The organism is Psychrobacter sp. JCM 18902 (assembly GCF_904846615.1).
Taxonomy (GTDB): domain Bacteria; phylum Pseudomonadota; class Gammaproteobacteria; order Pseudomonadales; family Moraxellaceae; genus Psychrobacter.
Map to the genome: position 1 here is coordinate 2,106,873 of NZ_CAJHBK010000001.1, position 24,046 is coordinate 2,130,918.

At 43.3% G+C, this 24,046-nt stretch carries 20 protein-coding genes; 4 read left to right on the forward strand and 16 right to left on the reverse strand.

The window, feature by feature from the left end:
* Positions 1-267: 267 nt before the first annotated feature.
* From lpxC to JMY05_RS08710, 12 genes are all read right to left on the reverse strand, one after another.
* Positions 268-1,185: a UDP-3-O-acyl-N-acetylglucosamine deacetylase gene (lpxC, locus tag JMY05_RS08655; protein ID WP_045444177.1), complete on the reverse strand. Its 918-nt coding sequence runs from the start codon at positions 1,183-1,185 to the stop codon at positions 268-270.
* Positions 1,186-1,557: 372 nt separating this feature from the next.
* Positions 1,558-2,763: a cell division protein FtsZ gene (gene ftsZ / locus JMY05_RS08660; protein ID WP_045444174.1), complete on the reverse strand. Its 1,206-nt coding sequence runs from the start codon at positions 2,761-2,763 to the stop codon at positions 1,558-1,560.
* Positions 2,764-2,998: 235 nt separating this feature from the next.
* A complete protein-coding gene (ftsA, locus tag JMY05_RS08665; protein ID WP_198329470.1) occupies positions 2,999-4,291 on the reverse strand; it encodes a cell division protein FtsA in 1,293 nt (430 codons plus the stop codon).
* A 162-nt stretch (positions 4,292-4,453) separates the two neighbouring features.
* On the reverse strand, positions 4,454-5,248 hold the full coding sequence (locus JMY05_RS08670; protein WP_045444168.1) for a cell division protein FtsQ/DivIB: 795 nt from the start codon (positions 5,246-5,248) through the stop codon (positions 4,454-4,456).
* Positions 5,249-5,792: 544 nt separating this feature from the next.
* The gene (locus JMY05_RS08675) at positions 5,793-6,800 is read right to left on the reverse strand and encodes a D-alanine--D-alanine ligase (RefSeq protein ID WP_201614834.1); all 1,008 of its coding nucleotides are present in this window, start codon (positions 6,798-6,800) and stop codon (positions 5,793-5,795) included.
* Positions 6,801-6,826: 26 nt separating this feature from the next.
* Positions 6,827-8,266: a UDP-N-acetylmuramate--L-alanine ligase gene (gene murC, locus JMY05_RS08680; protein ID WP_201540480.1), complete on the reverse strand. Its 1,440-nt coding sequence runs from the start codon at positions 8,264-8,266 to the stop codon at positions 6,827-6,829.
* Positions 8,267-8,349: 83 nt separating this feature from the next.
* Positions 8,350-9,435 carry an undecaprenyldiphospho-muramoylpentapeptide beta-N-acetylglucosaminyltransferase gene (murG, locus tag JMY05_RS08685; protein WP_045444165.1) on the reverse strand — a complete coding sequence of 362 codons (1,086 nt, stop codon included), beginning with the start codon at positions 9,433-9,435 and terminating at the stop codon, positions 8,350-8,352.
* Positions 9,436-9,773: 338 nt separating this feature from the next.
* A complete protein-coding gene (gene gshB, locus JMY05_RS08690) occupies positions 9,774-10,757 on the reverse strand; it encodes a glutathione synthase (protein ID WP_201614836.1) in 984 nt (327 codons plus the stop codon).
* A 58-nt stretch (positions 10,758-10,815) separates the two neighbouring features.
* Complete coding sequence (gene pyrE, locus JMY05_RS08695; RefSeq protein WP_413786569.1) at positions 10,816-11,538, reverse strand: orotate phosphoribosyltransferase; 723 nt, start codon at positions 11,536-11,538, stop codon at positions 10,816-10,818.
* Positions 11,539-11,599: 61 nt separating this feature from the next.
* Entirely contained in the window at positions 11,600-12,598 is a 999-nt protein-coding gene (locus tag JMY05_RS08700; RefSeq protein ID WP_045444163.1) for a hypothetical protein, read from the reverse strand.
* 56 nt (positions 12,599-12,654) lie between these two features.
* Positions 12,655-13,512, reverse strand: coding sequence for an SDR family oxidoreductase (locus JMY05_RS08705; protein WP_201614838.1), 858 nt, complete (start codon positions 13,510-13,512; stop codon positions 12,655-12,657).
* A gap of 83 nt (positions 13,513-13,595) precedes the next feature.
* Positions 13,596-15,650: a DUF4105 domain-containing protein gene (locus JMY05_RS08710; protein ID WP_227678149.1), complete on the reverse strand. Its 2,055-nt coding sequence runs from the start codon at positions 15,648-15,650 to the stop codon at positions 13,596-13,598.
* A 291-nt stretch (positions 15,651-15,941) separates the two neighbouring features.
* Between JMY05_RS08710 and ampD the strand changes: the two genes are divergently transcribed.
* The 3 genes from ampD to JMY05_RS08725 all read left to right on the forward strand — a co-directional run bounded on the left by ampD (position 15,942) and on the right by JMY05_RS08725 (position 19,015).
* Complete coding sequence (gene ampD / locus JMY05_RS08715; RefSeq protein WP_045444158.1) at positions 15,942-16,529, forward strand: 1,6-anhydro-N-acetylmuramyl-L-alanine amidase AmpD; 588 nt, start codon at positions 15,942-15,944, stop codon at positions 16,527-16,529.
* Positions 16,530-16,723: 194 nt separating this feature from the next.
* A complete protein-coding gene (gene murJ / locus JMY05_RS08720; RefSeq protein ID WP_055124723.1) occupies positions 16,724-18,274 on the forward strand; it encodes a murein biosynthesis integral membrane protein MurJ in 1,551 nt (516 codons plus the stop codon).
* A 111-nt stretch (positions 18,275-18,385) separates the two neighbouring features.
* Positions 18,386-19,015 (forward strand): hypothetical protein, encoded by a 630-nt coding sequence (locus JMY05_RS08725; protein WP_201614840.1) that lies wholly within the window; start codon positions 18,386-18,388, stop codon positions 19,013-19,015.
* Between the two features lie 117 nt (positions 19,016-19,132).
* On the opposite strand, the gene JMY05_RS08730 is transcribed toward JMY05_RS08725, so the two are convergent.
* The gene (locus JMY05_RS08730) at positions 19,133-19,732 is read right to left on the reverse strand and encodes a GNAT family N-acetyltransferase (protein ID WP_045444155.1); all 600 of its coding nucleotides are present in this window, start codon (positions 19,730-19,732) and stop codon (positions 19,133-19,135) included.
* Between the two features lie 263 nt (positions 19,733-19,995).
* Between JMY05_RS08730 and ribF the strand changes: the two genes are divergently transcribed.
* Entirely contained in the window at positions 19,996-21,036 is a 1,041-nt protein-coding gene (gene ribF / locus JMY05_RS08735) for a riboflavin biosynthesis protein RibF (protein WP_045444151.1), read from the forward strand.
* A gap of 115 nt (positions 21,037-21,151) precedes the next feature.
* On the opposite strand, the gene JMY05_RS08740 is transcribed toward ribF, so the two are convergent.
* The 3 genes from JMY05_RS08740 to JMY05_RS08750 all read right to left on the reverse strand — a co-directional run bounded on the left by JMY05_RS08740 (position 21,152) and on the right by JMY05_RS08750 (position 23,613).
* Entirely contained in the window at positions 21,152-21,391 is a 240-nt protein-coding gene (locus tag JMY05_RS08740; protein ID WP_045444148.1) for a DUF2789 domain-containing protein, read from the reverse strand.
* Positions 21,392-21,610: 219 nt separating this feature from the next.
* Positions 21,611-22,594, reverse strand: a complete 984-nt coding sequence (locus tag JMY05_RS08745) for a malate dehydrogenase (RefSeq protein WP_045444617.1) — start codon at positions 22,592-22,594, stop codon at positions 21,611-21,613.
* Positions 22,595-22,971: 377 nt separating this feature from the next.
* A complete protein-coding gene (locus JMY05_RS08750; RefSeq protein ID WP_045444146.1) occupies positions 22,972-23,613 on the reverse strand; it encodes a hypothetical protein in 642 nt (213 codons plus the stop codon).
* Between the last annotated feature and the right edge of the window lie 433 nt (positions 23,614-24,046).

A 24,046-nucleotide genomic window follows, 5' to 3' on the forward strand; every position in this document is an offset into this window, starting at 1 on the left:
AACAAAACCGTAAAAATCAGCTGATAACGCTGCGATTTTGTAATGACGCAAACAAAAAAAATCACCTGCTAGCTCCGTTCACATTATGAACGTCACCAACAGATGATTGAAAAACTATCCACAGCTTTGATATTCTCTACTCTAGAGCAGAATTGTTAAAATAATCTAAACAATACATTCAAAAAAACGAATATTATTAGAATGTAATTACTGCTGGATTATGTAATATTGCGTAAATGTTTCGATACTTCGTGTATATTCCTGTATTCATCCTTCAACAGTCAAACCTTCGAGAGGTAAATACTGAATTGGGCACGTTACATTGTCATCAAAAGTTACAATTTCAAAATTATTATGGTCAGATAGTATCTCACGTACCAATAAATTGTTTAACGCGTGACCAGATTTATAAGCATTAAAGCGACCCAAAATCGGATAGCCAATCAAATATAAATCACCTAAAGCATCCAAAATTTTATGGCGAACGAACTCATCATTAAAACGCAGACCTTCTTCGTTAAGAATATTTACCTCATCAATAACAATAGCATTATCCATACTGCCTCCTAACGCCAAATTATTCTGACGTAAGGCTTCTATATCTCGTAAAAACCCAAAAGTACGGGCTGAGCTCAATTGCTCAATGAAGTTTTGCGTCGAAAACTGCAACTGTGCATGCTGAAAATCTTTGTCGATAGCAGGATGATCAAAATCAATCTCAAAATTTAGCTCAAACCCTTCATAAGGACGCAGTTCTGCCCATTTATCATCCACTTTTACTCTTACAGGTCTGACGATTTTTATAAACTTCTTTAAAGCGTCTTGCTCGCAGAATCCTGCGTCAAGCAGCAACGCTACAAAAGGAGCGGCACTACCATCCATAATCGGTATCTCTGAGGCCGATACACGAATTAAAAGGTTATCCACGCCAAGTCCTGCAATGGCACTAAGCAAATGCTCGACCGTCCCCACACGTGTGCCACCAAACACTAGGTTTGACGACATCATAGTGTCTTGCACCAAAAAAGCACTGGCTGGAATCGGCTGACTGCCTTCGATATCAGAACGCTCGAAAACAATACCCGTATCAATAGGTTGCGGATGAAACTCTAAGTCAACAGGCTGACCACTATGGAGACCAATACCTGTAACAGCAATCGCAGTTTTTATGGTTCTTTGGTTCATGGCTGTCTTCTCACATATTTTGTTACAATTGCCATAGTGTATCATTACCCGCCCCTAGTTCGCCATAGTTAAAACTCGCTAATTTCCTTATCTCCTTGATTGATAACACTTATCGTCAATAAATTTTGATGGTTCTCATGTCTTATTGATCACATTGCCTCTGTTAACACAGGGAAATAACAGCCAAATGTTACAATCATAAATTGTTTTATACGCCTATTTATTAATGATTATTTTCGCATTGAGAGGCGATTTTTATAAATAGAGCGCGCTCATAGCTGAATCAGTTTGCTAATATATCGACATTTTCTATACACACAAAAAAGCCAGCAACTTAGTACTGGCTTTTTTTATCCCAAACATCTGAAAATATTATTTATTTTGTTGACGTTTTAGATAGTCTTGAATGCTATTGGTTTTGGTTTTCGCTTGCTCTTGAGGCGCGCTTGAGCGAGTAGCACTAGCCGTTTCTTGATACATCTGAGCTTGCGATTGCTTCTGGCTGTTTAAAGCACTGGTATGCACGTTGGGGTCAACAGGCTGAGTGCTATTGACAGAAGGAACTGGTGTCTCGACTACTTCTGGCTCTTGCCCAGCGTTTTCATCTAAAGTCAGACCCGTTGCAATAACAGTGACATGTAAGTCATCACCCATTTTTTCATCAATCACTGAACCATAGAAAATATGTGCATCGTCAATATCTGTAATTTCTTCGACAATAACACTGATTTTGCTCATCTCATCTAATGAGAGTGATTCAGAAGAAATTACGTTAACAAGCAAACCTTTTGCATTTTCTAAACGCAAGTCATCAAGTAATGGTGATCTGATGGCTTTCTCAGTTGCTTGACGCGCACGATCATCGCCGCTAGCACGGCCGATACCCATCATTGCATGGCCTTTAGCAGTCATAGCAGTGCGGATATCGTTAAAGTCGATATTGATCATACCTTCACTAGCGATAGTTTCAGCAATACCTTGAACCGCATGTAACAACACATCGTCCGCTTTTTTAAAGGCATCTTGCATAGAGATATTGCCATAGACACTCATCAACTTATCATTCGGAATCGTAATGATAGAATCAACAAAGTTAGTCAATTGCTCAATACCAGCTTTAGCAGCCTTGATACGTTTGCCACCTTCAAACTTAAATGGCGTAGTCACGACGGCAACTGTCAAAACTTCCATTTCTTTAGCAATTCGAGCAACCACAGGCGCTGCACCTGTACCCGTACCACCACCCATACCAGCAGTAATGAACACCATGTCTGAATGCTCGAGTAATGCACGGATGGCTTCTTCTTCGCTTTCTGCTGCTTCACGCCCAACTTCTGGGTTCGCTCCTGCGCCCAAACCGCGATTCGTTTTTGCGCCAAGTTGCAATTTATGCGGTGCAGTTAAACGATCAAGCGCTTGTTTATCCGTATTAGCACAGACGAACGTTACACCTCTAATCCCTTGTTGTACCATATGTTCAACCGCATTACCGCCACCACCACCAACACCGAATACAGTGAAGCTTGCTTGGCCGTTATTTTGAGGCTGGTTATCATCTGGCATGGTGTATTTTGACATAAAAAGGTTTCTCCAGTTGCAGATAGCGTGATGGTCGATACTTGGTAACACACTTATATGGCGCGCTATCGACTTACTATATATAATTGTATTTAAATAAAACAGGGCAATGGCTTAGATAATTGTGCTAGCCAAAATATGCCAGTATAGTACAGGGTGTTACTTTTCGTATTCTTGCCTATTATATAGCTGCATACTCTTATGCTGCTTAATATAAGTATGTTTTGCTAACAGATTATAATATCTTTTTGAGTACACTAGCAAAACGCTGCCCTGCACTTTGAAAAACACCAGTGACTCGATTTTTTTGAATCGCTTCAGGCTCGCTTTTTTCACTACGGCGAAACTGCTCGCTTTGACTATATAATAGTGTACCAAATGCCGTTTGATAAGCACGATCATTTACTTGACTGTTTAGCTGCTTAAATGACTCATCATTATCAAAATGGTTATGAGCACTAATAGCAGGATGAGTGTTGGTTAATACTACGGGCATTTTGAGCAATTTTTTGGTAAAGGGTATCATACCTTTAATCGCCGTACCGCCACCTGTGAGTACGATACCTTTGTCGATATAGCCGATGAGATCAGCCTCATGTAATTGACGAGCAACTTCCGTAAATATCTGCACATAGCGCGCTTCAATAATACGGGCTAGATTATAGATACCAATATTAATCTCGTCACCTGTTCCTTGTGGTTTAAAGATAAAGAACGAGCTGGGATCGACACTATTGACATCGACAGTACCATGGGTTTTTTTCAGCTTTTCAGCCTCAATCATGGAAATACCAAAATCAGCTGAGATATCCATCGTTACTTCGTGGCTGCCTGTCGCGATACAATGGGTAAATATCAGCTTGTTTTCTTTATAAACGCAAATACTGGTCGTACTAGCACCAATATCTACCAAACAAACCCCTTGCTGACGCTCGTCACTCATCAAACTATATTCAGCACTCGTCACTGCATCAAATACAATGTGGTCAATACCAACATCACAGCTTTGCAGTAATTTTTGGATATTCTGACGGCTAGCAACGGGCATCATCATCATGTGATACATCACAGTAATATTATGCGCCATCATTTCGATCGCATCATCCACCATGAAATCTTGATCATCAACATAGATACCCTGCTGACAGCAATGCATTAGATAGTAGTCTGATGATAGATCGCGTGACTTGGCATTAGACAACGCCTGCACCATATCTTTGGCACGTACCGCCTCATCTTCTACACGTACCTCGCCTGCACTATTTTTGCTCGATAACTCCGGTGTTGCTAGGGTCAACCACACACTGTGCACGCGGCAATTGGCAGTATCTTCTGCTTCTTGAATGGCTTGCTTGATAGCACCTTGTAGACGTTCACGGTGTTTTATTTGACCTTGGTAAAAATCGCTATTTTTGACTTGTCCCACGCCCAGAATACGGATGTCTTTTGCAGAGACAACGTTACCAATAACGACATAGACTGCCGTGGCACTTAGATGGACAACAACCAGATTTTCAGTATTTTTCATGGTACCAGACAAATTATCGCTAAACAGGAGACCAAATGACGTCTCCATTAGATCATTAAAAAAAGCGTTATCAACACGCTATGATGTTGTATATTCTGTGCTAAAAACTATCAAAATAGCTCAAACTAAAATGCTAACCAGTTTTTTTTATGCTATCTATCGTTATTTTGCTTCATCAATCTTTGGCTGTGCCATATCCCAAGCGATGGTAAAACCATTTTTATAGCGCAAATCTACAGACTGTATTTCGCCTCGACGCTCACTTAACTGATTGCCGAGCAGCTGACTTAAACTCAGCAGCTTTTGCGCAGTATTCTCGTTATCAACAATCACACGCAGTCCATTGTCAAAACGAATCAGCCAAGTCATTCTTGGTGACAGGATAATATCTTCGACTTGCATACCAAGTGGCGCATACCAGTCGTTAACTTGCTGCATCTGCTGCATGATAACTGGGGCTTGAGTTATCTCACCTTGTAAGGTGGCGAAGCGTTCTTGCGTCAGATCTTTACTATCAGCAGGGACAAAAACCGCACCTTTTGCATCCACCAAACGCTCTGTACCAAAATTAGCAACCGCTTGCTTAGGTAATGCGGTAACGACTATGCCCCGTTGCCAATCACGAGAAATACTGACCTGATCAACCCAAGCCAGACCCGTCGTAATATCTCTTAACGCTTGCAAATCAGAGGTAAAAAAGCTGCTTACCTTTTGTTGATTCATAACCTGTTGCAATGCGCGATATTGGGTAACTGTCAAACCCTGATTATTCACATGGATAGAAGCTGGCGGTGCATCACGCAACGCTTTTCCACCCATTATCAATATCAGTACGAGCAACCCTAGTACCAATACCATAAAAAAATATTTGAGCGAAGTCGGTACTTGGAACTTAGAGTTTGGGCGACGGGTTTTATCACTCATCAAGTCAGTTACCTCGTTGACAGTTTGAGCCATAACGACCTTTGTCCCTATATTTGCATAAAACTGATCATGCTATTTATAAATGTAACTCTGCATATTTTTGCAGAGGCCTATTAAGTTGACATATTATCAAAATATTTTACTAAAACGATTTATAGGATGACATTATGCTCATTTAAACGTAACATTTTTCTTAATTTATGAATAACTTATGGGCTAAATTCATAGAAAACAGAAATATCACTAAAACAGACCTATAATTACAATATTAACGTATTTTATGGTTAAACAATAGCTTAACCCCTACTAGTGACAACGAATTTACACAAGTTTACATGACGCTGTGGTATAGCAGCTCTAGTGATACATTAACCCGTTCTCGTCTAGTAGTATTCTCAGGCTATAAGAAAAATTTAACTCTAATGATTCATAAGTTTTATCACTGGTTTATTAAGACAGCCTATCAATGACAACTGTCTCAATAAATATCAATAGCATTATGAACAATGTTAAAAAATGAGCAATGTTAAAAAGTAGCATTGCTAAATAACTATTTAAGCAATAACTGCTATACCAGTCACTCTAATGTCTGCGCTAAAATATGCCAGCACAATGCATCAAAGTCCATGCCTCGAGCCTTGGCTGCCATCGGAACCAAGCTATGGCTGGTCATGCCTGGCACTGTATTGATTTCAAGCAACCAGAAGTTGCCTGCTTCATCTTGCATAGCATCGATGCGTCCCCAGCCTTTGGCATCAACGGCACGGAACGCTGCAAGGCTCAGATCTTGTAAATGCTTTTCGTCAGCAGCGCTCAGACCACAGGGAATATAGTAACTGGTATCATTACGATTATACTTGGCTTCAAAATCGTAGAAGTTGGTAATATCAGCAGGTTCAAGACGAATGACTGGATAAGATTCATCGTCGATAATGACGATTGTAAACTCGCGACCAGTAATCCAGCGCTCAGCCATAACTGCATCACCGCACTGTACCGCCGTTGCATAAGCCGCTGGCAACTCGTCAAGATTGTTGACCTTAGTCATACCAATACTGGAGCCTTCATGAACGGGCTTGATAATAAGTGGTAAACCTAGCATGTTAACTACTTGCTGCCAGTCAGTTTCAGCTGTTAACAATGAAAATGGCGCGGTTGCTAACCCACAACCCTGCCACAATTGCTTGGTACGAACCTTATCCATACCCAGCGCTGATGCCAGAATGCCTGAACCCGTCTGCGGAATATCAAACCATTGCAGCACACCTTGCAACAAACCATCCTCGCCGCCGCGACCATGCAGTACGTTGAACACACGGTCATACTCGCGTAGCTCTGTGATGTCTTGATGCTTAGGGTCGAAATGAGTGGCATCAACGCCTTGGTTTTGTAGCGCTTGCAATACGGCAGCACCACTGTCTAACGACACGCTGCGTTCATTGCTACTGCCGCCATAGACAACCGCCACTCTACCAAACTGTCTGGCATCTTTTGCATCACTGGTCGTCGTGTTTAGAGTGGCATCATTGCTCTCTAAATTATCTGAATTTTGAGTGCTGGTATTTTCTTTAGTATCAGTCGTCATGAAGATCGTTCCTAGAATTTTTTAGCTTACTTAATGTAAAGGTTATTGGCAGCCAAGTCGACAGCGATCTGCCCTACATTACCTGCACCTTGAGTAATGAGCATGTCATTGGCTTTTAATAAACGCTGCATGACAGGAGCTAAATTGTCCTTGTCAATAATCGTCGGTTCAACTTCACCGCGCAACCGAATACTACGTGCCAACGATTTGGTATCAGCGCCAGTAATTGGGCTTTCACCTGCTGAATATACGTCTAATAATAATAATTCATCAACGCTAGAGAGTACTTCAACGAAATCATCAAAGCAATCTCGGGTACGACTATAACGGTGCGGCTGAAACATCATTACCAAACGACGTTCAGGGAAGCTTTGACGCGCCGCTTTAATGGTGGCATCGACTTCTTTTGGGTGATGACCATAATCGTCAATCAATAAAACATTACCATCATCAAGACTGACAGAGGCATGCTGCTCAAAACGGCGACCAACGCCTTCAAATTTTTGCAGAGCGCGTTTGATCGCTTCGTCATCGACCCCTTCATCGGTCGCCATGGTGATAGCGGCAAGCGCATTGTAAACGTTGTGAGTACCAGGAATATTGAGGGTCAGGCGTAATGGTTCACGGTCACGGCGCAGTACCGTGAAGTGAGTTTTCGTGCCTTCCGTCACCAAGTCGATGGCTTGAACGTCGTTAAAAGGCTCAAGTCCAAAGGTCAATACGGGACGACCTATATCATCAATCATGGCATACAATTCTGGGTCGTCACCGCAGACCACCGCCAAACCATAGAATGGCATGTTTTGTAAAAACTGAATATAAGCAGCTTTTAATTTATCAAAACTATTCTCATACGTTTCCATATGGTCTTGATCGATATTGGTGACAATCGCGGCCATCGGATGTAACGATAAAAACGACGCATCAGACTCATCGGCTTCTGCCACCAAGAAACGACTGCTACCCAGTGCAGCATTTTTACCAGATGCATTCAGCTTACCGCCGATCACGTAGGTAGGATCGAGTTGCCCTTCTGCCATCATGGTAGTCAACAAACTGGTCGTCGTGGTTTTGCCATGAGCGCCAGCAACAGCGATACCGTGACGATAACGCATCAACTCGCCCAGCATATCGGCACGGCGTACCACTGGCAAACGTGCTTCTAATGCCGCTTTTACTTCAGGGTTGCTGCGATCAATCGCTGACGATACAACGATGACATCAGCATTAGCGATGTTCTTAGAATCATGACCGATCGCAATATCAATACCAATCTGTGCCAAACGTTTGGTTACTAAACTCTCAGCGATATCGGAACCACTTACTTGATAACCTTGATTGTTCATCACCTCCGCGATACCGCACATCCCCGAGCCACCAATACCGACAAAATGCAAATGCTGAATACGACGCATTTCTGGTATTTCAATCAAACGCTTAGGTAGAGCTTTCGCAGGGTTAGACATAGGGCTTCTCTTTATTAAAGGCTAATACAATTTAGTGTATCAAAATAATTGGTAATAAAAACAGTCAGTTATAAGAATATAGGCTACAGCGTTTGCCAAATAATATCAGCAACTTGCTTGCTCGCACTTCGATTGGCAAGGGCATGGCCTTTTTTGGCCATCGCTAGGCACTTCTCTCGATTAAGGGCAGCAAGCTCATTGCTCAAACGCTGCGCTGTCAACTCAGACTGCGGTAACAAAATCGCCGCATCGTGTGAGGTTAAAGTGCGGGCATTAGCAGTCTGATGGTCATCTACCGCGTGCGGCAGCGGTACAAAAATTGCGGCAATACCAACGTTCTGGATTTCCGTAACCGTCAATGCGCCTGCTCGGCAAACAATAACATCTGCCCAATTATAAGCGGCGGCCATATCGTCGATAAAAGGCTGTACCACAAACTTGTGCATACTCAAGTCTTGCTCATCGTAAGCCGCTTGTGTGGTAGCCTCATTGTTACGCCCGCATTGATGATACACTTCAAAAGGCTGATTGAGCAATGCCAGCGCTTTTGGCACAGTGTCGTTTAAGGCTTGTGCACCAAGTGAGCCACCCACCACCAACAATTTGAGCGGTGAGTTGTCATTAACATCATAACGCACCGTCGGTTCAGAGACACCAGTGATGGCATTGCGTACTGGGTTACCCACCGTTTCAAGCTTAGCATCCTGTGCACTATTGGCAAAGGTGTCCTCAAATGCTTGCAGCACCTTGGTTGCAATCTTGGATAGGTAGCGATTACTCATGCCTGCAATGGCATTTTGTTCATGGATAATCAGAGGTGTATTGGTCAGACGTGCGGCGATACCGCCAGGCGCTGTCACATACCCACCAAAACCGACAACTATGTCAATTTGATTACTACGAATCACCTTTATAACTGCCATCGTCGCTGACAATAAAGTCACTGGCAACTTCAATAAACGCCCGATTCCTTTACCGCGTAAACCCTGCATCTCAATCGCATGAAAAGGATAACCAGTCGGTGCAACCAAGCCATTTTCCATACCATTTGGTGTTCCTAGCCAATGAATAACCGCACCACGCTGAGTCAATTCCTCAGCCACTGCCAGCGCTGGGAACACATGCCCGCCAGTACCCGCGGCCATCATTAATATATGCGGTGCTTTCATGAACGCCTGCCTATCTTTTCTTTATTTATATGAAGGACTTATTATCCTATGATCATCTTAGTCACCAGCCAATAATGACCCTATAAAATCTCGCATAGTATAGAGTAAATCGTTGGCTGATATATAGCACTTTATGCACTGTCAATAACAAAAATCCAAGCCGCGAGCAATCACGACTTGGCTTTTATAAATACTATCGAAAAATCATAAAAGCATCGTTTATAAATGACGTTTTATCGCCTTTCTATGCGCTATGAAAAGATGCTGTTTATCAATCTATCTTAGCACAGTGTTTTTTAAGTATTGTGCGCATAGCTTAGTGATAAATCACTCTATCCTTACAGTGTTGCGCAAACTGCTAATTTATTCTCAATGGCGATGATAAAATCGGTCGCAATATCTGTACCGCATTGATCATCAATCTCACGTACACACGTTGGGCTGGTGACATTAATCTCGGTAATACGACCGCCGATTAAATCGAGCCCGACGAACATGAGACCTTTTTCTTTAACAATAGGTGCCACGACTTCTGCCACTTGACGTTCGATATCGGTGAGCGGCATCGCAACACCGCTACCACCCGCCGCAAGATTACCACGGGTTTCGCCTTTGGTAGGAATACGCGCCAAGCTATAATCGACCACTTCACCATCAACGATCAACACGCGCTTATCGCCTTCTTTGATCTCTGGCAAATAACGCTGCGCCATAATCGGCAAGGTTTCAAGCTCGGTTAAAATCTCAAGCGTGACGCCGATATTTGGACTATCTGCGGTCAAGCGGAAAATACCCGTACCACCCATACCATCTAATGGCTTAACAATGACGTCTTGCTGCTCAGCGATAAACTTGCGAATATGCGCCTGTTTACTGGTCACAATCGTCGGGCTCATATAATCGCTAAACCACGTGGCAAATAGCTTTTCATTACAATCACGTATCGCTTGTGGGTCATTGACCACTAGCACGCCTGCCGCTTTGGCATGATCAAGCATATAAGTGGCATAAATAAAACGCATGTCAAACGGCGGATCTTTACGCATCAACACCACGTCATAGTCGCTGATTGCCGCTGTCGCTTTATCCCCTAATGTATAAAAATCTTTAGGATCACGCTTGACGGTCACTGACTGCGTATCAACCATCAGTTGCCCACGATCCAACCACAAATCATGAATCTGACAATAGCCAAGGCTGTGCCCACGGTCTTGTGCCGACCACATCATCGCAAGGGTCGTGTCTTTTTTATAATTAACCTGCTCGATAGGATCCATAATAACGAGTATGTTTAACGATTTTTTTTGATTTTCTTGGCTCATGATAAGGCTCACTTACGTTATATTATTAATATAGAACAGCTTCGAACTCAGTGCCCAACTATACGCCGTACTGCTCGCGATAATGTTGCATCTTGGCAAGTTGGGTCGCGTCTTTATGCTGACCGCTTTGTACGCCATGGTCATCTGCCAAATAACTGATTAAATCATCGATATCGACGAGTGCGCGTACGGGTACATCTAATGTTGCGGCCAGCTCTTGAATAGCAGAATGCTCAGCCTGACCCTTTTCTTTACGGTCAAGTGCAACGATAATACCAGCAACGCTAGCGCCTGCTTGCTCTAAAATCTCAACCACTTCGCGCATCGCCGTACCAGCGGTAATGACATCATCGAGTACCCAGACTGCTTTACCACTAACGTCAGCGCCTACTAAGTTGCCACCTTCGCCATGAGTTTTGGCTTCTTTACGATTATAGCCCCACTTGGCATTGATACCATGATGAATCCATAAAGCTTGCGCGGTTGCTGCCACAAAAGGAATACCTTTATACGCTGCCCCAAATATCACCAGCTCCTGCTCATCTGTACCGTTATGACTAGCAGCCATTTGCTCAGCCAAGGCATCAGCATAACCACACGCGAGCAACGACAACATCTCACCCGACGCCAGCAAGCCTGCATTAAAAAAATACGGACTGATGCGACCAGACTTGAGGACAAACTCGCCAAATTTGAGAACTTGATTGTCTAAAGCCAGTTGGATAAATTGATGTGAGGAAAAAGAAGGGTGTTGCGCATTAGGCATTGAGGCATTAAGCATGGAAGCGTTCCTATTGACAAAAAGAAGAGCAAAAAATTGGCGTTATTGTACGCATTATTGATCAGCTTGACCAACCATTGATGTCGTAATCCTGCATGTTAGGATAACGAGTCAATAGGCCACTGCGCGATGAGAGATTAAAATAACACTGACCGTCCTCACTCACTTGTATCTCCCACCCTAAATGATACGCGGCAACAATAACATGTCCTGTAAAAATGCGTATTTGACGGTAGGCATGGCGCTGCGATGGCTCACAAATGATTTGACTCAGCAGATAACTGCGTATGTGCTGACAGATTTGCGCGGCGCTGTAGCGGTGATTGATACTTTTGCGTGTCTCGCACTGCCTCAATGCATGGACAGCGACGCTACACGCCATAATGTCAGTAGCCAAACTGCCCTCGCCTGTCTCAAATTGCTGCGGCTGCAACACCACCTGCCAATCTTCGGCGTAAACACTGTTAAGCAACTCATCTGGGTTATAACGTTTGGTCAATGCACGGAAAGAAGCCTGTTTATTTTTAGCATTACTACTAACGCTCGTATCGGTACTTACAGAAGAGCCATTCAGTGCAAAACCGTAACGATGCAGTTTTGGATAAGCACGAAGCGCCTGCTGAATATCGGCCATGTCGAGCAAAGTCATACCATTTAATGATGATAATAATGGTTGCGCGCTGTGATTGTGATAAAAGCTGTCTGGAAACTCGACAAGCTTTGCCGCCCGCAGTAATGACAGATGCTCGCCCAATACTTCTGAAGCAATCAGCGACCATTTTGACAAGCTGTGTTCTTTAGGCTGGTAAAAACGCGCAGAGCGACCATAGAGTCGTTGCAATTGACCATTTAAGCGCCTAGCAGGCTCTGGAATATCGCTCAAGGGTCTGGCAGGATCAAGTGCCAAGCGACTCGGGTCAAAATTAGGATGTACAATCGCAGGTTGGGTACTATCTGGCAAGATAGACGACTGCTCAGCATTGCCTTCTGAAATTGTACCGCCTGCTGCTGTAAGATCAGCACTGGGTAAATGAGTGTCAGAAGTGGAAGGCTGGGTCATGAAATCTCCATAAGCTATAAAATATAAAATAATTAAATCAAACTGGCATATTACTCTTAATGTTGTTCTTGATATTGTTCTTGATGACGCAAAATATCACGGTAACCGACTTGCCAATCAGGATATGCCAACCAAGCTAATGGAATATTACTGTGCAAGCGTTTTCCCGTAACCGCTATTTTTTTATCTTCAAGAGCAGGAGGCGTTTCATTGATCTGCTGACTTAACCAAACGCCCAACTCAAAAGTCGTGACTGGCGCATAATCAGTAGCAATATAAAGGGGCTTGGGCGCATCGATAGTCAGTACGTTAGCGATGATAGCGACCAAATCGCGATCCATAATCCGATTGCTCCAATGCGCGGCTGCCACTGCTTCCTTTTGTGGCTCGCGGGCTTTACGCAGACGCATGAGACGCGCGCGTCCATAAATACCGCTTGGACGGATGATAATGGCTTTATCACCAAAGCCTTGTTGCAGGACTTGTTCTGCTTGCAATATCACCTGCGATGCTTCACGCTCTGGCGTTGCAGGCGCGGTATTGTCATCAATCCATTCGCCATTATCTTGCCCATAAACACCCGTTGATGAAATAAAAACAATGCGTGAAAGGTTGGTGAGTTTGTCCGCAAGCGTTGCCAAATGCTGGCTAATTGCTAAGTAGCTATTATGATAGCCACTGGTCGAATAATCATCGGGGGTAACGATAATTGCTATCGCCGTAAAATCTCGCAGCTGCTCAGCCGTCAGAGTCAATGCATCGGCTTGCATAAATTCAGCGTTATCATCCAAAGAGTAATGATGGCGCTCACCACGAGCCAAACCTGTGACATTCAAGCCGTCCTGTGCCAGCTGGTTGCTGACTGGCAAACCAATATCACCTTGACCAATAATCAATAAATTTTGCGTACTCATCATTTATCCTTTATTCGAACGCCATTTCTAATGACTGCCTATACATCTTTTTAATAATCTATACATTTTTTCAGTAATAAATGTTAAAAATAGCGTCTGTACGACAGCTGTACATCTTCATTGGCATCAACACGATCTTGCCAATCATAATTAGCATTAATGCGTAATGCTTGTTTTTTATCGATATCGTACTGCAGCCCTAATGTCGATATCGGCTGCCAATAATGACCACGGGCATTAGACTCATCGCTGCTGCCATGATACCAATATGGCAGTTGCAATTCAGCCTGCGCGCGTAACTGATTGTTAATCTGATAACGACAGCCTGCATTCACGCCAGCACCAACGCGAAAGCCTTTATTGATACCGCGTCCTGCTTGCGCTGTGCCGGACAAAAAGGTATAGCATAGCTGCGGCGGCATCTCGCCTGTACCTGTGCGAGGCGTACCAAATGCCCATGACCAACCTGATTCATAGCCCAAGCTCCCAACTAAATGATCGCGACCGTCTTGCTGGGAGCCATCATTCACGCGCGTCGCTTCAATGCTGGCGCCCCACGTTTTGCCTTTTTTGGCAGAATTTATCGGATTAAATGATCGCCCACGAATCAATGTCACATTTTGCAAAACCACACTGTTTGGCTGATTGGCTTTGTCATTATCAGTGTCGTACAGGCGCAAAGTCGCAGATGCACCTTCTAAGTCAAAAAACTGTGGGAATCCTGAGGGACGATCGAGAATATCATGATAGCCCGCTCGTAAGCCCAAATCGATATAGTTATTATCACCGCGCTGCCCTAGTCCCATATGAGCCAGTTGCAGTGGATGTCTGTCTATTGGATTATTATCTGATACCGCTATAGTAGGCTGCAATAACGTCTGTCCGTCAGCTGACATGCTCGAAACCGTATTGAGTTGGGCAGATTTAATCTCATTGATCGTCTGTTTTGCGCTGTTGTGATAGCCGAATTGCTCGCGCTGCTCTTTAACCTTGTTTAATTGCGCTTGGCGTAAAGTGCTATCGGCAGGAGTATAGTTGGTGCTGGCAAGTAAGCCCTCATCATCAAGTAATTGCACGACATCTGAGGGAATAACCGCATAAGGCAGCTGACTCAATAACTGCTGCTGCGGACGCACCACATCAATTAAGCGTAAAATCTCAGACGCACAGTTATCTGTGGTGAAGTAATACGGCAATTTTAAATCTTTGGTTTCCCAAACGTGTAACATAATCTGCTGCACTTCCGCTGGAGTCAAATCCAATTGATACGTCCATGCGTCACGCTCGTCTTCTTGCAGATACTTCGCCAGCCTTGCTGGATAAGGATCGATTTCAATGAGATTGTCATAACCGCCGGTCATTGATTTGATGGCATACACCACAAAATTGTCTTTTGGATTACCACCAACCGTATAATTCAGCGCAACCGCGTGATGAATCTGGCTCGGATCAGCCACGCTCGCTTTTGAGTCGATACGTAATAAAGTATGAGCAAAGGCCGATAAAGGGTTGTCTAAATATTCTTGGGCAAACATGATAGATAGCTGCTCGGGGGCAATCTTCTGCATCCATTCATTCAACTCCGGACAGTTAATTTGTAGCGTCGCCTTGTCAATGTTTAATGTATCGGTCAACCATTGTACACGCGCTGGAAAACGACATAATACCGAATTGTTGGCAGTATTTTTTTTGACAGTACGGTTATTCGTCGTCGCTACCTCATTAGCAAGAGCTATCAATAGTGCATCAAGCTCTGCAGCTGAATCATACTGTCCATTCTTACTTAAAAAAAAGTCAGCCTCATCAACCATGCTGGTGTCTTTTTTCTTACCAATCAAATTCTTTTGATCATCAAAGAAATATAATAAACGTCGCCATGTCGTATCTTGGGCTAAGTTTTGTGTTGCTGCTTGCTCACGCCACTTGGCTAATAATTGCTCAACGTTGCTTTTTTCTAGCCCTTGGGTATCTTCTGGAGCGTCATTATTTGGCGTATTATTAGCGATTGCAGCAGATTGCGGCGTAGGCGCTAATGCCTCTGTCGTTACTAATGATGCTGGGGTTGGCAAAAAAGCTTGCGTTTGTGCAGAGAGTAGCAATCCTGCAATAGCAAGTGGTAAACGCGCTCGTTGACTCATAGTAGTTAGGGTACAATCTACAGATAAAAAATTAGCCTTTAGAGACATGGGGTAAACCTCGCACGTTATTATTCATACGCCGATAGCGTGATTGGTAGCTGGTTGATAATGCCGATTGGATCGTTCACTAAAATAACCTTAAAAACCATATACGAGCTAAGTCATTGAAATATCTTAGTCAAAGTGGCTGTTATCAAGGTAGTTACTGTCAGAATGGCTATTAATTGATAGAAATGGCTAGCAACCAGCGGTCAATGCCCACTTATTAATATCATGATAAAAGAGAATATTATGTCCATAACACCAATAACGATTAACGATGGCAGATTATCTGCCGCCACATACCTTGCATCACCAAACTGCAATCTGCGACCAACAGATATGAGTATTGATACTATTGTTATTCATAATATCAGCCTACCGCCGAACGAGTTCGGAGCGTCTGATGCTGACGGCATCCATTACGTTAAAGCATTATTTACCAATCAGCTAGACTGGGCGGCGCATCCCTATTTTCAAACGATTAAAGGCGCGGAGGTTTCGGCTCACTTATTTATCGAGCGTGATGGCGCGATAACTCAGTTTGTTAATTTTAATGAGCGCGCGTGGCATGCTGGACGCTCTAGCTACTTGGGTCGCCCTGAATGTAATGATTATAGCATCGGTATTGAGCTTGAAGGGTCTGATTTTGTGTCCTTCACCGCCGCACAATATGCGGTACTGGCAAAAGTGGTCTGTGCCATTTATGCCGCCTACCCCAAAACTCGTCGTCATCTAACAGGTCATAGCGATATTGCCCCTGGTCGCAAAACGGATCCCGGTGATTATTTTGAATGGGCAAAATTGCGTGAGATGGTCGCCAACACCCAACACTCTTGAAGATTAGGTTCGTATAGATAATTATTTTGTCAGCTATGTCAAAAACTCTATTAACCCTACACATCAATTCCACATCCAATCCATTTATCTCGATTATGAAAATGCTATAATCCGTCAGCTTTTTGATAGCAGCAACTTAGTAAACAACCATCAGTAAACAACCTTCATTAAACAAATTAGCACAATAGGTTCTCATGGCAAAAAGTCGGTTATTTCGTTCAACCATGGTGGTCAGTAGTATGACCATGCTATCTCGTATCTTAGGTCTGGTACGCGATGTCGTATTGTTAGGCGTCTTTGGCGCTGGTGGTCTGATGGATGCCTTTTTGGTCGCCTTTAAGATACCTAACTTTTTGCGGCGTTTGTTTGCAGAAGGTGCTTTTAGTCAAGCCTTCGTCCCTGTGCTATCTGAATACAAAGAAAAATATAGTTTGCAGCAGGTACAAATCTTAGTCAGTCGTACTTCAGGCGCTCTGTTGTTAATTTTGTCGATGCTTACTGTGGTTGTTATTTTAATGGCACCGTGGGTCGTGACTTTATTCGCGCCTGGTTTTGCCGACCAACCAGGTAAGTTTGCTATTACCGCTGAATTACTGCGTCTGACCTTTCCTTATTTGCTATTTATTTCTATGACCGCCTTTGCCAGTGGCATTTTACAAAGCTACGGACGCTTTGCTGCGCCTGCTTTTGCACCCGTGTTATTGAACTTGTGTATGATTGGCGGCGCGCTAATTTTTGCCCCTATGTTCGATGTTCCTATCATGGCGCTAGGGTATGCGGTCGCTATCGCAGGATTGTTGCAATTCTTACTACAGCTGCCTCAGCTATGGCAACAAAAGCTGCTGGTCGCACCCAAGGTCGACTTTCAGCATGAAGGCGTTCGCCGTATTTTAAAACTCATGCTGCCTGCCATATTTGGCGTCTCTGTCACTCAGATTAATCTGCTGCTCAATACCATTTTTGCGTCATTGATGATTGGCGGTTCGGTTTCTTGGCTGTATGCCGCAGAGCGTATGAGTGAGCTGCCGTTAGGCTTGATTGGCGTGGCAATCGGTACAGTCATTTTGCCAAGCTTGTCAAAGAGTGAGGCGCAAAAAGACGATGTTAGCTTTAAAAAAACCATCGATTGGGCGGCACGCTTAATCATTTTAGTCGGTGTCCCTGCATCAGCAGCGTTGTTTATACTTGCCGATGTACTGATGCAAGCACTGTTTTTGCGCGGTGAGTTTACCTTACGCGATGCGCAGATGAGTTCGCTCGCATTACGTAGTATGGCTGGTGGTATTTTAGGCTTTATGCTTATTAAAATCTTTGCCCCTGCTTTTTTTGCCCGTCAAGATACCAGAACACCCGTAAAAATCGGTATCATTTCTGTCTTTGCCAACATGATTTTTAGTGTCATTTTCATCGGTATATTTTATTTCTTAGAGATTCCACTACATGGCGGCTTGGCCTTAGCAACCACGGGCGCGGCCTTTGTTAACGCAGGCTTATTATATTACTTCTTACATAAACGTGATATTTTCCGCTTTGGCAGTCATTGGAAAAAACTATTCACCCAGTTTGCGATTGCGACTAGCGCTATGATTGGCGTACTTTATGTCATGCTGCCTTACTTCCCTAGCGATGATGCGCAGTGGCGACGTATCGCCGCTTTGCTCATTATGTGTGCCGTAGGGGCACTGGTTTATGGCGTGGTATTACTAGCCACTGGTTTCCGTCCGCGCCAGCTAAAGCATGGTTAAGCAGCTTCACTTACGAAACCAAAACAAGCTTAGTAAGAGAATGGATAGTGAATGACGCGGATAGTTGCCATAATTAACCATTAACGAATAAATAAAATCTGAGGGCTAATAATGACAACCAAACGAGTAACCTTACTACGCTTACCAACTATCCTGACCGCTGGTGTACTTAGCACTGGACTGCTTTTAAGTGCTTGTAGCGATAACGATAAGACAGCTAATAGTGCCGAAGATACGGCAGCCATCGCTGAAGGCAGTACTGATGAAAGCGTTGATGCTGAAAATAGCGCTGCTAATCAAACGTCAGCAGTGGATGCGAATAGCACAGTTGACAGCAAGCAGATGGCTGAGAGTGGTAAAGAGGAAACGGTTATTGATAGTGATGATATCAATCCAGTAACCTCTGCAACCAAGCAAAAAAGCCTCGTAACCAATCCCACCCAAGCTGGTACGCCGGAAGATACTGTAAAGCAAGCACTAGATAGCTTGTATTATGGCGAGGTAAAGGAAGCTGTTAAATATTATAAAGTAGATATGGCAAACTTCGAAGAAGAGCTGGCTAAAACCCAGTATGCCTTTCAGCAAACGGTTGATGGCGTCACTATCACCGATACTAAATACAGTGATGATAAAACCCGTGCCACCATCATTGGGGAGCTGATGTTAAAAGGACAAAGTGCGCCTGCACCGTTGACTTATGAGCTACAAAAAATTGAAGGTCAATGGAAAATCCTAGGATAAGACGCCTTGCTGTCCTCATTTAAAATCACTTTAGCTTAAGTTATTTTAGCTTAATTCACTTGAACTTGAACTATCTTATCTTCAATGATTTTATTTGATACCAATCTAAATTTAATATTAATCTGACGACACTGGCTTGCCAAGCATTACAACATCAGCGATAAAGCCTTGCATATCACACACTTTTGGCATATATCCCCATTGCTCAAAACCAAGCTTACGGAATAGCCCTAAGCTTGGCTGATTGTGCGCAAAAATAAGCGCGATCACATTATGAATGCCTAGGCTTGGCGCTTGTGTCAACATCCAGCATGTCAATAAGCTGCCCAACCCTTGACCGTGATAATCCTGATGCAAGTAGATACTAATCTCAGTGCTGATATGATAAGCCGGTCGTGCATATAAATCGCTAAAGCTGCCCCATGCAACGATTGTTGCTGTCTCTGTTTTCGCTGCATTCTGCGTGGTCTTATGCATCACTTTTACGACATAAATAGGACGCGTCGGACTATTTATATGCTCATCAAACCAATCTGCACGCTCTTCACAACTCACTGGGGTAAGATTGGCAGTGGCTTGTTTACCTGCAATAGTCTGATTATAAATCGCCAAAATCTCTGACAAGTCATCTCTACTTGCACGCTGCACGACAAACTCATCAGTGAGATAGTGTTCTAACAAAACAGTTGGTACAGCATTCAAGGCAGCAACGAGCATAAGGTCTCCGTAATTATTAATTAATAGTCTATGGGTGATAATTGTTGCAAGATGATCCATCTATACAGAGGGTCATTACAAAAGCATGTGGACAAACATCACGGTATTTTAAGATGACAGAGCGGATAGCGCCATACTTTTATTGTCAGTAGACTATAGGATGTTAGTGTGGTCATTTTACTTTATAATGGCTGATTTTAAACACATTGATTTTGGTACGGGTGTGTTTCTTATCTGGTTTTATCTATCATAGCTGAAAATTTATGAACACCTATTTTCTTGAGCAACTGATTGCCTCGCCAAGTAATTTGACTGCAAATACTAGTCCAGTAGATTTAGCGCCCTGTGTGCTTACTATCGGTAACTTCGATGGTGTCCATCTTGGTCATCAAGCGATGCTTGAACAAGTCCGTGATATTGCCCATGCACAAAATCTTGGTTCTGCTGTCATGATATTTGAGCCACAACCTCGTGAATTTTTTGCGCCAGCTGCCGCGCCTGCTCGACTCACCAATCTCGCTGAAAAACAAGCTTTGTTAGCAGAATATGGCGTTGAGACCTTGATTGTGGCAGGATTTGATGCAGAGTTTCGCTCCCTATCTGCCCAAGCATTTGCGGATATTTTAGCCCTGCGCTTAAATGTCAAAGCGTTGGTGTTGGGTGATGACTTCAAATTTGGTCATGACCGTACTGGCGACAGTCAGTTTTTACGGAATTATGGCTTAGATGTGACCAATCTACATACCGTCATCGATGATAGTGGTAAAGCGGCACGTATCAGCTCTACTCGCGTTCGGGACTTACTATTGGCTGGTGATATTGACGCTGCTAATGCGCTACTTGGTCGCGATTATGCGATTACAGGAATGGTCATTGGTGGCGATAAAATAGGTCGCACCATGGACTTTCCTACTGCGAATATTGACCTACAGCGTTTAAAACCTGCCCTGCATGGTATCTTTGCTGTTGATGTCGTCAGCCTCGACGAGGATGGGCAAGTGATTGCTGATGGCTTATCGGCACTTGCTATAGATGGCAAATCAGGTATCTCAGGATTACGTTCCAATAGCCTCTTTGGGACAGCCAATATCGGCACTAGACCCTCTGTCGATAAACAACATGATTGGCGTTTGGAAGTGCATTTCCCAGAATTAAATGCCGATTTATATGGATTAACTTTACAGGTTCGATTTTTGCATTATTTACATGGTGAACGACATTATGATGGCTTAGAAGCATTAAAAACAGGCATCCATAATGATGTCAAAGCATTAATTGAGTGGCGAGAGCAGCAGTCCAGTTAGATTGCTAGTAAGCTTAAATGCGGGCGTCGATATTTATAATTTATAAAAAAACCCACAGCGTTTATAACGTTTGTGGGTTTTTATTTAATAGTTCTTTTTTTAATAGTTGGTTTTTCTAAGCATCTGGATGCATACGTACGTTTAAGTCATCGATGACCTCTACCCATTCCGCATCTTTTTCCCATTCTTCTTGTAGAAAAGCACGCTGATTGTCTGTCCAAATGCTCGCTTCTATCAACTTCTCTTCTTTATCCAACTGATTATTTTCAATAAAACTATCAATCGCTGCATCTGAGCTATCAAGTCCCAACTGTGCAAATAATTCATTCATATTGTATTCTGGTTCACCCAACATATTTTTCTCCTTAAATGGTACGAGTGTCTTTGTGTTTATTATCTAAATTGACACATTTATTGTAGCAAGCTTTATTTTAATAGCTGTTAATCAACGTGTATCTAACGTTATCAATTGTATTTTGATAGGCAGACAAGACACAAAAAAGCCCTCTAATGTAGAGGGCTTTTTTAGATCAATTTCTATATAACAGTTTTATGACATGATGACATTGGCGGCTTATGGAAGCAGGTGTGCTACTGCATCACGTTCTTCGCTAAGCTCTTGCTCAGTCGCTGCCATTTTCTCTTTAGAGAAATCTGATGACACATCAACGCCATCTACGATAGACCAATCGCCGTTAGTACATGTGCATGGGAATGAGTAGATTAAGCCTTTTGCGATACCGTATTCGCCGTTTGAATAAACGCCCATTGATACCCAATCATTCTCATCAGTACCCAATGCCCACGTACGTACGTGTGCAATGGCCGCGTTGGCAGCAGAAGCGGCAGATGATGCACCGCGTGCTTTAATGATTGCAGCGCCACGTTGTTGTACTTCTGGGATATAAGTCGCTTCGTACCATTCGCGATCAACCAAATCTAATGCAGACTTACCGTTGACAGTAGCAGCAGTCAGATCAGGATACTGCGTTGATGAATGGTTGCCCCAGATGATCATTTTTTTCACGTCATTGACGGTGCTGTCAGTTTTGCCAGCCAACTGTGCCATGGCACGGTTGTGGTCTAAACGAGTCATCGCAGTGAAGTTACGTGGATCAAGATCTGGTGCATTGCGCTGAGCGATAAGGGCGTTGGTGTTGGCAGGGTTACCGACAACCAATACTTTTACGTCACGGCTTGCAACGTCATTCAGCGCTTTACCTTGTGCTGAGAAAATCGCAGCGTTGGCTTCTAGCAAATCTTTACGTTCCATACCTGGACCACGAGGACGTGAACCGACTAGCAGAGCATAGTCAACATCTTTGAATGCAACGGTCGCATCATCAGTCTGCACAACACCTGCTAATAAAGGGAATGCACAATCTTCTAATTCCATGACCACACCCTTTAGGGCGTCAAGTGCTGGAGCGATTTCAAGCAATTGCAAAATAACTGGCTGATCTTTACCTAGCATCTCGCCAGATGCAATACGAAATAACATAGCATAGCTGATATTACCAGCTGCACCAGTGACGGCAACACGTAAAGGCTGTTTCATTGACATTGAATACTCCCTAATTATAGATTAGATAATTCATGATTCTGATTGATGGTTCTAATTGATGACTATCGTTGTAAATAGCGACTTGCCTACTGAATATAGCAGTCATAAACCGAGAGCTAGTGTAGCACTTCGTTCAGCAAATCGTCTAGAGACAATAAGACGCCGACCACCGATTATATTGTTACATTTTATACGGGAGGATTTTTATACCTACTATAAACCTATATGGATACAGCGCTAGAAAGCAATCAAAGGCAGCTGATAACAGCATTTAGAAGCGTGATACACAGTGGATACAACACTTAAAATAAGGGAGTATTATTAGGGCGTATCCTCAATTCAAACAATAAGCATTTAAACGAGCTAAAAAACTATTTTCCACCCGAAATGACGAACTTACTGCCACAATTATTCACAACATTATGACATGTACCAAATTCGCTCCCTTCATAACAAATATGGATATCCGTCAATGTTGATTGACGACGACTGCCCGCTTGGCAAATCAAATCAATACTGTTTGAGGACATACCACTATTAAGCTGGGTCATTTGACTGATAAATCGAGATTTAGAAACCGTATAGCTATTACCCGTATTAAGCTCGTTAGGCAGCTTTAATGCGCCAGCGTAATTGGTAATCTGGCGAAAATAACTACTGGCACTAAGCGGACTACACGCCCCATAACGCTGCCAAGCTTGGCTACGCACTGTCGTATCAGGCATAATACGGTTGACGACTTTTAACTGTAACGGTGTCAGACGTGGCTCACTACCACGTCCGCAGCGCTCACCATAGCCCATATCTAAACCTGATACTGTCAACGAATAACCCTCCAAGCATTGACGCATACGGGCACGCGTCGGCTGTATGCTACACAATGCTGGCGTCATCTCAATCATCAACACACGCTGTCCGCTCTTAACAGCGCTCGCGGCATGTACCGGCATCATCATAACGCCTTGCAATATCACTAATGCACCGATACTTAGCGTCGTATTTAGTTTATCCATAGATGTATTGGTTATCGAGCTTGATTGGTTTAAATCTGGCGTCAGAGTAGATAGCGAGCGCACCTGCATCTGCTGAATAGATGACTGATGCCGAACTTTGGATAACAGAGACAGATTGAAATATTTTTTGATCATAGGGGCTGAAGGCATCTAGCAATGATAAAAACATGGGCTATCGTTTAGCTCAAAGTATTCGACGTATGAACACTGATGAAACTAAGAATAGAGCTAACAAAAATGTGTGCGTTGATTGATAAGCACTTATTATAAGGACGTATAAAAGACACTAATTGATGCAATGGTAGCAAAACGTTTTTTTTAATCTATAGCAGAAACGTAAACATAAGCTAATGATAGCATCAATAGTACAAAAATATTGCAACGTTAGCATGTCATCATCAGCGAGGTTGGGTGTCGAATTCGGCATCGCGTC